8 protein-coding genes are annotated in these 10,212 nt (G+C 31.3%); 1 reads left to right on the forward strand and 7 read right to left on the reverse strand.

The genetic code is table 11. The features are described 5' to 3' along the window. Nucleotides 1–107: 107 nt before the first annotated feature. The 7 genes from DW1_RS04510 to DW1_RS04540 all read right to left on the reverse strand — a co-directional run bounded on the left by DW1_RS04510 (nt 108) and on the right by DW1_RS04540 (nt 9,752). Complete coding sequence (locus DW1_RS04510) at nt 108–1,049, reverse strand: IS982 family transposase (RefSeq protein ID WP_074349453.1); 942 nt, start codon at nt 1,047–1,049, stop codon at nt 108–110. A 71-nt stretch (nt 1,050–1,120) separates the two neighbouring features. After that, nucleotides 1,121–1,570, reverse strand: a complete 450-nt coding sequence (locus tag DW1_RS04515) for a hypothetical protein (protein WP_074349454.1) — start codon at nt 1,568–1,570, stop codon at nt 1,121–1,123. A gap of 11 nt (nt 1,571–1,581) precedes the next feature. Beyond that, complete coding sequence (sufB, locus tag DW1_RS04520; protein WP_074349455.1) at nt 1,582–2,991, reverse strand: Fe-S cluster assembly protein SufB; 1,410 nt, start codon at nt 2,989–2,991, stop codon at nt 1,582–1,584. A gap of 11 nt (nt 2,992–3,002) precedes the next feature. Beyond that, nucleotides 3,003–3,755, reverse strand: coding sequence for a Fe-S cluster assembly ATPase SufC (gene sufC / locus DW1_RS04525; RefSeq protein ID WP_074349456.1), 753 nt, complete (start codon nt 3,753–3,755; stop codon nt 3,003–3,005). 370 nt (nt 3,756–4,125) lie between these two features. Beyond that, on the reverse strand, nt 4,126–5,187 hold the full coding sequence (locus DW1_RS04530) for a Glu/Leu/Phe/Val family dehydrogenase (protein WP_074349457.1): 1,062 nt from the start codon (nt 5,185–5,187) through the stop codon (nt 4,126–4,128). 186 nt (nt 5,188–5,373) lie between these two features. Then, the gene (locus DW1_RS04535) at nt 5,374–6,123 is read right to left on the reverse strand and encodes a CAP domain-containing protein (RefSeq protein WP_074349458.1); all 750 of its coding nucleotides are present in this window, start codon (nt 6,121–6,123) and stop codon (nt 5,374–5,376) included. A 395-nt stretch (nt 6,124–6,518) separates the two neighbouring features. Continuing rightward, complete coding sequence (locus DW1_RS04540) at nt 6,519–9,752, reverse strand: DEAD/DEAH box helicase (RefSeq protein ID WP_074349459.1); 3,234 nt, start codon at nt 9,750–9,752, stop codon at nt 6,519–6,521. 188 nt (nt 9,753–9,940) lie between these two features. Between DW1_RS04540 and DW1_RS04545 the strand changes: the two genes are divergently transcribed. Beyond that, the coding region (locus DW1_RS04545) for a GIY-YIG nuclease family protein (RefSeq protein ID WP_159433548.1) at nt 9,941–10,212 on the forward strand (272 nt) is incomplete at its 3' end.

A 10,212-nucleotide genomic window follows, 5' to 3' on the forward strand; every position in this document is an offset into this window, starting at 1 on the left:
AATTTAACTTGTTGTGCTATATGAAATCAACAACCCCCTAGAAAAATATGGCAACTCATAAAGCTAGATTTATTTTAGGAAATTGGAATTAATCATACCTGGATTATTTATCCAAATATTAATTCTTTGATATTTGCTAAACTAATATCTTTATTGAGACATTTATTAATAAAGTAGCAAATATTGTGACCTAAAATTTTAGTTCGTAATCTTGTTATTAAGCCCCATAGGGACTTAGCTTTAACTTTATTTACATTAAGCTGTTCAGTTAATTGGGAGAATGAAGTTTCTACCCTTCTTCTAGCTTTAAAAATTAACTGTCTAAAGGACTTTGGAAATTGAGTTTTACTTTTATTTCTTTTCATAGATATTAAGTCTATTTCTTTTTCCTGCTTTAGTTCTAAAGCTAATTTTTCTCCTATATAACCTTTATCTCCTATAATGGTTAAAGAGTTATAGCTAGAAACTAAGTCCCAAACAGCACTACGATCATCTTTACTAGCATCAGTTAAAACAAAATCTGTAATATATCCATCTAAAGTGCATAGCATATGAGCTTTAAAGCCAAGATAAGTTTCTTTTTTAGATGGACATTTACCATAGGTGGCTATGCCCCTAAAAGCTTTATGAAATACAGCTCTACCAAATTTACAAACTGGTATAGGGATGCTATCAATTATTCTATGAGGATCTTTAGTGTATCCAAGTTTAGAAGAAAGCTTTTTTCTAATTTCATCTATGATAGAATGTAGATTTCTACGTGTCCGATTAAATCTAGTTCTATCGCAAAATCTAGGAAATAGATCAGCTAGATTCTTTTTACAAAAGTTAAACCAAGCTTTTTCAGAATCTATAGATAGCAATTCACCCACAATACTAATGGTAATGATTTCGCTATCAGATAAAATTGAATACTCAGCATTTTTACGAAACTTAATGTATTCTGGAGCAACTTCTTGGTATAAATCATCAATAACTACATAGGTTACCAAGAAAAAATCCTTTAAATTTTCTATTTCTTTGATAGAATATTTATATAGCTCTGGCATATGTTATCCTCCTATCATGATTTCGTGGTGGTTATCAATGATAGGTTAACATAATTGTCAGAGTTTTTTCATTAGTAAGTTTTACTAGCACAACAGGTTAACTTAGCTCCCTTTTCAACAAATATTTTAGTAAAACCATTATGAAATCCATATATCTCATCATGGTCATCATAGTTTAGGGTTAATTCTAAGCTGCTGTTTTCCCTGCATATTATAAGATTTTGGCTAACAACTTTGGGATTTTCTTTATCTATGATAAAATCTATTTTCGATTTATTTTGTGAGCAATTAGAATCTATATCTATTATAAAACCAGTATTTGAAGAACTTTCGGATAGCTTTAGAAATTCTTCACCTAGTCCATTTTTCTCATTTACAGTAAGATAATTTGAATATTTAGCTTTTTCTTCTTCTCCAATGTAACTAATAAAATCAAAGCTTTTTTCATTAAATATATCTCTATTATACTTTTCTATCTCTACTGGAAGTTGGATTTCTTCCTTTATTCTTTTCCAATACAATTCCATCACTCCTAACCTATTGTACCTTCTAGTTCTATATCTATCAGGTTGTTTAGCTCCACTGCATATTCTAAAGGCAACTCCTTAGTTATAGGCTCAACAAATCCTCTTACAATCATTGACTTTGCTTCCTCTTCACTTATTCCTCTACTCATTAAGTAGAATATACTTTCATCACTTATCCTTCCTATTTTAGCTTCATGACCTATATCTATATCATCATTATTTAAGACTATAATAGGTAAAGTATTTGATAGTGATTCATTATCTAACATTAGTGATTCACAGTTTACTGAAGCTTTTGCTCCCTTTGCATTTTTTGTGACTTCTAAAAGTCCTCTATAAATTGCTTGCCCTCCTGTTTTTGATATGGATTTTGAATTTATAGTACATGAGGTTTCTGGAGCAGCTAGTAAGACTTTAGACCCTGTGTCAAGTGTCTGCCCTGTAGATGCAAATGTAATACCAGTAAATTCAGCCTTTGCCCTTCTTCCTTTAAGAACACTCATAGGGTAAAGCATAGTAACCTTTGAACCAAAGGAGCCTGATACCCACTCTATTATTCCATCTTCCTCTACTACTGCTTTTTTAGTGTTTAGATTATACATATTTCTAGACCAGTTCTCTATTGTTGAATACCTCAATCTAGCTCCTTTATTTACATAAAGCTCCACTGCTCCTGCATGGAGATTTTGAACATTGTACTTAGGTGCTGAACACCCTTCTATAAAGTGTAGACTTGCCCCTTCGTCAACAATAATAAGTGTATGCTCAAACTGTCCTGCGCCTTTTGCATTTAATCTGAAATATGACTGTAGAGGTATATCTACATTTACTCCTTTAGGCACATAAACAAAGGAGCCGCCTGACCAAACTGCCCCGTGTAATGCAGCAAATTTATGATATTCAGGCTGGATAAGTTTCATAAAGTGTTTTCTAACCATATCCTCATATTGTTTTACTCCACTTTCCATATCTAAATAAACTACGCCTTTTTTTATTAACTCATCCTTCAGATTATGATAAACAACCTCTGAATCATACTGGGCTCCTACTCCCGCTAGTGATTCTCTCTCTGCCTGAGGTATGCCTAGTCTTTCAAATGTATCTTTAATATCTTCTGGGACATCATCCCATGAGTGACTCATATCAGTATCTGGTCTTACATAGTGCACTATATTATCTACATCAAGTTCTGAAATATCTGCTCCCCATGTAGGCATAGGCTTACTATTATATATCTTTAGAGACTTAAGTCTTAAATCGAGCATCCACTCTGGTTCATCTTTTTGCTTTGATATTTCTCTAATAATTTCTTCATTTAAACCTTTTACTGTTACAAATCTATGTCTTTCTTCATTGACAACGTCATATATGCTTCTATCAATATCCTCCAAATATGTCTTCTTTGTATTTTCCATTCATATCTCTCCTAAGCTAATTTCTTTTTAAAATTCTCATAACCCATGCGTTCTATATCCTTAGCAAGGTTTATGTCACCTGTCATAGCTATTTTTCCATCTATTAAAATATGAACATAGTCTGGTTCTAAATAATCCAGTATCTTGTTATAATGTGTTATAACTAAAAATGACCTCTCTCCATCAGATAGATTGCTTATTCCTTCGTAAATTATTCTTACTGCATCTACGTCTAGACCTGAATCAGTCTCGTCTAATATAGCTAAAGATGGATTTAATATAGACATTTGCAGTATTTCATTTTTCTTCTTCTCTCCCCCTGAAAATCCTAGATTCAAGTATCTATCCTTGTATTCATAGGGCATTTTTAATAAATCCATTTTTTCTCTTAGTTCTTTTTGAAATTCTGATACAAATATTGATTTTCCCGTTACTGCCATTTTAGATGTTCTAAGAAAGTTCTCTACTGTAACTCCTGGAATTTCTTCAGGGTATTGAAATGAGAGAAATATTCCTCTCTTTGCTCTTTCATCTACTTTAATATCATTTATTAGTTCACCTTTAAAGTAAATCTCTCCACTATCGATTTTATACTGGGGATTCCCCATTAAAATGTTTCCTAATGTAGATTTTCCTGCTCCATTTGGTCCCATAACTACATGTGTTTCACCTTTGTTGATTTTTAGGTTTAAACCTTTTAATATTGTTTTATCTTCAGCTGATGCTACTAGATTTTTTATATATAGTAACTGATTATTGTTCATAACATCTCCCTCTCTTATTGATAATAATTTTCATTATTAATTGCCTCTATTATACAATATATTTACACTTAATACTGTGAACCAAATCACAAAAACAAAAAAAGCCTCGGTTTTTCCTGAGACTCAATCTACCTCTTATTAAGTTAAGTTATAATATTATCTAAATAATCTTTGGAAGAAATTTTTAATGGCTTCCTATAAATTCTCTTTAATTCTATATTCAATAAGATTTCCAAATATCTTTTTTACTGACTTTCTTATTGAACAATAATATTCTTAACTAGAGCTAAAAAGCATAAAAATAGAGATGTGAATATATCCACACCTCTATATAATAGCTATATCAGCATCTTGGTAATCTATTAAACAATTATTTATTTAGAAAAATAGTTTTAGTTTTACCGATTTTTTCTATTCTTTCTTCAGCCATTCTATCAGCTGCTTTAGCAGTTGATATATTGTCTCTCTTAGAAATCTCAATTACTTTCTTAACAACATTGTAGATATTAGAAGCTCTACTCATTGCTCTTTCTCTATTATATCCCATTAACTCTTCGTAAACATTGATTACTCCACCAGCATTGATTACATAATCAGGAATGTAAAGAATTCCTTTTTCCTTTAACATATCTCCATGTTTTTCTTCTGCTAATTGGTTATTTGCCGCACCAGCAACTATTTTACATTTTAGTTCATTAATTGTAAAGTCATTTATTACAGCACCCATTGCACATGGAGCATAGATGTCACATTCAATTTTATGTATTTCATCTGGAGCCACTGCTGTAGCACCGAAATCATTTACTACTCTATCAATATTAGCCTTCTTTATATCTGTAACATATAGCTTTGCTCCAGCCTCATGTAGATGCTTACATACGTTATATCCTACTGCACCTAATCCTTGAACTGCAACTACCTTTCCTGTTAGATCATCACTTCCAAAAACTTCGTTAGCCGCTGCTAATATTCCTCTAAATGTTCCAAAAGCTGTTACTGGAGATGGGTTTCCGCTTTTACCTTCTAGACCAACAACATGATCTGTTTCATCATTAATGTATGCTACATCTTGTGTGCCAATGTTCATATCTTCAGCAGTAATATATCTGCCACCTAAACCTTCCACAAATCTTCCGAAAGTTCTTAATAACTCTTCGCTCTTTATTTTCTCTGGATCTCCTATGATTACAGCCTTACCTCCACCAAGGTTTAGACCAGCTGCTGCACTTTTATAAGTCATACCTCTTGATAGTCTTAAAACGTCTATAATTGCTTCTTCTTCAGTTTCGTAATTCCAGAATCTTGTACCACCTAAAGCTGGTCCTAAAGTTGTGTCATGAATACCAATAATAGCTTTCAATCCAGTTGCACGGTCTTGACAAAAAATCAGCTGTTCATAATCATACTTCTCTAAGTACTCAAATATTTTCATAAAAAATCCCCCTTTAGTAATATTATTAACTTCCTAATTTATACTATGTTAAAAATATATTAATCTGTCCTATTAAATTATAAACCTAATTGAAATCGTTTTCAACATTTCTTACAAACTATTAATTTTCTTTAATAAAATCAAAAACCCAAATAGCTAAATTTGCTATTTGGGTTTTTGATTTTATTAAGGTCTAATGAACATTTGTGTCCAATATGGACTTCCGTTGCTAGCCTTATAGTATCCAACTCCAATTTTTGTGAAGTTCTTATTTAAAATATTTGCTCTATGACCTTCAGAATTCATCCAAGCTTTTACTACAGCTTCTGCTGTAGGTTGTCCCATAGCTATATTTTCCCCTGCTGAAGAATATTTAATACCAAATTTCTTCATCATATCAAAAGGACTTCCATAAGTTGGTGATGTATGACTAAAGTATCCTTTAGTTGCCATGTCTTTTGATTTTTCACGTGCAACTTTTGATAATTCTGCATCTAATTCAAGTGCATTTAGGCCATTCTTTTGTCTTTCGACATTTACTAATCTGACTACTTCCTGTTCAATTGCACTAACACTACCTATTTCTGTGCTGTTACTTGGTTGGTCTACTGGTGCTTCAGTTTTTGTTTCTTCTTGCTTTGGTGCTTCTGTTTTTGGTGTCTCTGTTTTTGGAGCTTCTGTCTTAGGTGTCTCATTTTGTACAGGTTTCTCTGTATTCACAACATCCCCTTTAGCTGGTACCTTAATTACATTACCATTATTCTTAAGGTAGCTGCTAAATCTAAATGTATATGTCTTGTTTGTTGTCCATGTGCAATTTTGATTATTTGTTGTGACGATTCTATAGCTTGCAGCGTTAGCTATATTAATATTTGATAATACAAGTAATGCTGCTAAAGTTGATACTACTTTTACTCTTTTTAAATTTCTTTTCATAAGTTAACCTCCTTATAACCTTTCTTTTTTAGATAATGTTAGGGGAAGTGCCTTAAGAACGACCTTGTTGAAAGTATAACACTAATAACCTGAAGTCTAAAGGCTTAATATTTTGAATTAATAGTTAATATTGGACATACCTCCGAATATTTGGAAGTATGTATCAGTATATCCTGTAAAATGTATAAAATCACTGTGAACATTGATCAAAACATAATTCATCAGATTTACTTCGCATAATAGAAACATAATAATTTATAGTAGAGCAATTAACCAAAAAATGTTGTTTTATAATTTATTAGATATATATTTTCGTCCTAAATCAAAAATGAGTTAGGCATTACAAACTGACAAAGCTAATATAATGTCAATTTGTCATACCTAACCCCATACCTTTACAATTCAAATAAGTCTCTAATTTCTTTTTCACTCATTTTTGAAACAAGTGTTTCTCCAGGTTTAATAACTGAGTCTATTAGTTCTTTTTTTCTTTCCTGAAGTTTAAATATTTTATCCTCAATTGTTCCTTGAGTTATAAATTTCATAACATGAACTACATTTTCTTGTCCTATTCTATGAGCTCTGTCTGTAGCCTGTTCTTCAACTGCTGGATTCCACCATGGATCAAAATGGATGACTGTATCTGCACCAGTGAGATTTAATCCTGTTCCACCTGCTTTTAAAGAGATTAGAAAAACACTGCCTATCCCTTTGTTGAATCTATTAACTAGCTCTCCTCTTTCCTTTGTATCTGTTGAACCATCTAAGTAAAGATATTCTATTTTTTTCTTTTCAAGCATTTGTGCAATAATTCCTAACATACTTGTGAACTGGGAAAATAAAAGTACCCTATGTCCACCCTCTAAAATATCACTTATTAGCTCTTCAAGAAGTTGAAGTTTGCCACTATCACCATTATAGCCTTCTATGAACAAGGATGGATGACAGCAAATTTGTCTAAGTCTAGTTAAGCCAGCTAGTATCTTTATATGGCTTCGTTCAAAACCTTTGTCTTTTATCTCTTCTTCAATTTCACCTTTTATTTGGTTAAGATAAGCTAAATATATTTTCTTCTGCTCTGATGTAAGCTCAGCTACAATCTTATGCTCTATCTTATCAGGAAGTTCCTTGAGTACTTCCTTTTTAAGCCTTCTCAATATAAAAGGCTTAATATATTTACTTAACTCATCTAAAGATTTCTTATCATTTTCTTTTACAATAGGCCTCTCAAATTTTTTAATAAACTTACTATGAGACCATAAATACCCAGGCATTATAAAGTCAAATATTGACCATAGCTCAGTCAATGAATTTTCTATAGGTGTACCTGTAAGTGCAAAATAATTTTGTGCCTTTATATCCTTTACAGATTTCGCATTTTGTGACATAGGGTTTTTTATATGCTGAGCCTCATCTAATATACAGTACTTAAATGTGATATTTTCATATAGGTCTATATCCCTTCTTATAAGTGGATAAGACGTCACTACTATATCATAGTTCATGATGTCCTCTATATTGTTTTGTCTCTCATCTTTGTTCCCAGAAATCACCAATGTCCTTAGCTCTGGGGTAAACTTTTCAACCTCTGAAGCCCAGTTATATACTAGAGATGTAGGGGCTACTATAAGGTTTGGAAACTTGTTGCCTTCATTCTTTTCTGATAATAAAAAAGTCAGTACCTGTAGTGTTTTGCCTAATCCCATATCATCAGCTAATATGCCACCCATTCCATAGACTGCTAAAGTTTTTAACCACTTAAAGCCAAATCTCTGATAGTCTCTTAGTATGCTTTTTAGATTTTCTGGAACAGAGTAATCTATGTCACCTGGTTCTCTAATATTTTGTACAAGTTCTTTAAATAAAAGATTTCTTTTTATATAATTATTCTCAGATTGCTTTAGCTTTTCATCAAGATAAAGTGCTTTAAATTTAGGTATTTGTATAATATCCTTTTTAAAATCCTTTTCATCTAGATCCAGATAATCAATTATTTCTGACATGCTATTGAGTTCATCCATTTCGAGTGGTAAATATGAACCATCTTTTAATTTATAGTATTTTTTCTTTTCCCTTAGAGAATTAAATACATCAATTAACTCTACTCTATCTATACCACTTATATCAAAGCTAAACTCCAACATATCATTTTCAGAGTTTAATCTAATCCCTCCTGAGAATGAAGACATATCCTTAATCTTCACACTTTTAAATGCTTCAGAATAAAATACTTCCGCTTTCTCTTGAATCAAAGGGATTTTTTTGTAAACAAATTCAAACTTTTTCTCTTCGTCATCAAGATAAATTTGATTATTTTTAACTTTAAACTCTGAAGCTTCAAATATACTAATTATCTCTTTTTCTCTTTCTAAGTCTCTAATTAGTATCCTATCTTCCTTTACTGTCTTTTCCTCATGGGCAAAAGGATTTATAATCATATCACCATATATATACCTTAAGTCTACTAATATAGCATCTTCATTGATATCTAAGTAAACTTCTGGTTTTATCTCAGGCTTGTATATTGATGATTGGACCTTTTGATCTATTTCAACTTCTCCAATTTTCTCTATGAATGGATATACCTCTGATACAAAATTTTCATTATATTCATGCGGTATCTTAATTGAACTGTTCTTTTGCTTGATTAGTGCAGCATAAAAAGGCACAAAATACTCTCTTTGTTGTGGTGTAGTCTTGTATATAGTATCCTGATTAAAGAAATATTCTCCATCTGTTACTAACGGGATAAGTAGTTTTCCATAGTCCACATTCAGCACTAAATCTTTTCCGTCTTTATCTAGCTTAAATTTAAGAGGCATATTATCTTCTAATATTTTTACATTTCCATATTCTCTATTCATAATAATTGCTTTAAAGCTTCTATCCTTCATAATCTCAAAAAATCTTTTCGCAGTTTTTGAGGTCAGATTTACTCTCTTTCCTTTGAATAAGCTAGTTTTACCAAAACCATAGTAGCTTTCACTTATTGCCTTTTCTGTATCATATATCTCCTGTAATAAATCTATTATGGGCTGATCTATTTCAGAAAATCTATGGATTTTAGGATCAAATGTAAACTCTTTCCCAAATAACAATTCTTCTTTACTTTCAAAGCTTTCTAAAAGTTTCTTAATGCTTTTTACTACATATAGCTTACTTTCTCCTATACGAAGGCTTATATAGGATGAATTGTCCATATCTCCAAAAGGATTTGGCTCAAATTCGTAGGTTATTTCCAGTTGTACTGGACTTTTAATGTCTAATTGCTTATATCGAAAAAAATCTATTATATTTTTTGCTATACCATATGACTGTACTCTATCATATTCGCCATTTTTGTCTCTTTCTCTAATCTCATATAATGTAGCTACTATATGCTTACAATGTCCCCAGTACTCATCATATGCAGGACAGGTGCAAGTACCCCTACGAAAATCTCCATCCTTATCAAATTCTATTCTTACTTCATATCTTCTCGTACCTGAAACTACAGCATTAAATATTAATCTCTGGCTATTGAATTTCAAATCCTTTACCTTATTTGCTCTATAATATTGCTGCCCTTTTAAATATGTATTTGATAACATGCATAGTTCTCTAATTAATTTTTCTGTGATATTAAACATGGTCCACCTCAAATAATTTAACTTTTGAATAGTCAAAATTGAAAAACTAATACTATTATATCACAAATATTCAAATATAAATTTTCTTTTTTACTTATTTTTCCTTAGTATAACTATTTCATCACATTGTGTAGGCTTCTATATGATGGTAAAATAGAAGTAAGCTTATACTAAGGAGGAGAAGACTTATGGACTTAAAAGAAAAAGCAAAAAATCTTCCATTAACACCTGGAGTTTATCTGATGAAAAATTCCTCTGGCGATATTATATATGTGGGAAAGTCTAAGAGTCTTAAAAACCGAGTCAGCTCTTACTTTCAAAACTCAAAAAATCATCCTCCCAAAATTGAAAGACTTGTAAAAACTCTAAAGGATTTTGATTATATACTTACAGATACAGAGTTCGAAGCATTTATGTTAGAGTGTAAGCTAATACAGAGTCTACAACCTTTGTATAATAG

This window comes from Proteiniborus sp. DW1 (genome assembly GCF_900095305.1).
GTDB lineage: Bacteria > Bacillota > Clostridia > Tissierellales > Proteiniboraceae > Proteiniborus.

Bases quoted from the DNA above. Each gene is read 5' to 3' on its own strand.
- DW1_RS04530 (WP_074349457.1), bottom strand. From the start codon at position 5,187: ATGAAAATATTTGAGTACTTAGAGAAGTATGATTATGAACAGCTGATT.
- sufB (WP_074349455.1), bottom strand. From the start codon at position 2,991: ATGGAAAATACAAAGAAGACATATTTGGAGGATATTGATAGAAGCATA.
- DW1_RS04535 (WP_074349458.1), bottom strand. From the start codon at position 6,123: ATGAAAAGAAATTTAAAAAGAGTAAAAGTAGTATCAACTTTAGCAGCA.
- DW1_RS04540 (WP_074349459.1), bottom strand. From the start codon at position 9,752: ATGTTTAATATCACAGAAAAATTAATTAGAGAACTATGCATGTTATCA.
- sufC (WP_074349456.1), bottom strand. From the start codon at position 3,755: ATGAACAATAATCAGTTACTATATATAAAAAATCTAGTAGCATCAGCT.
- DW1_RS04510 (WP_074349453.1), bottom strand. From the start codon at position 1,049: ATGCCAGAGCTATATAAATATTCTATCAAAGAAATAGAAAATTTAAAG.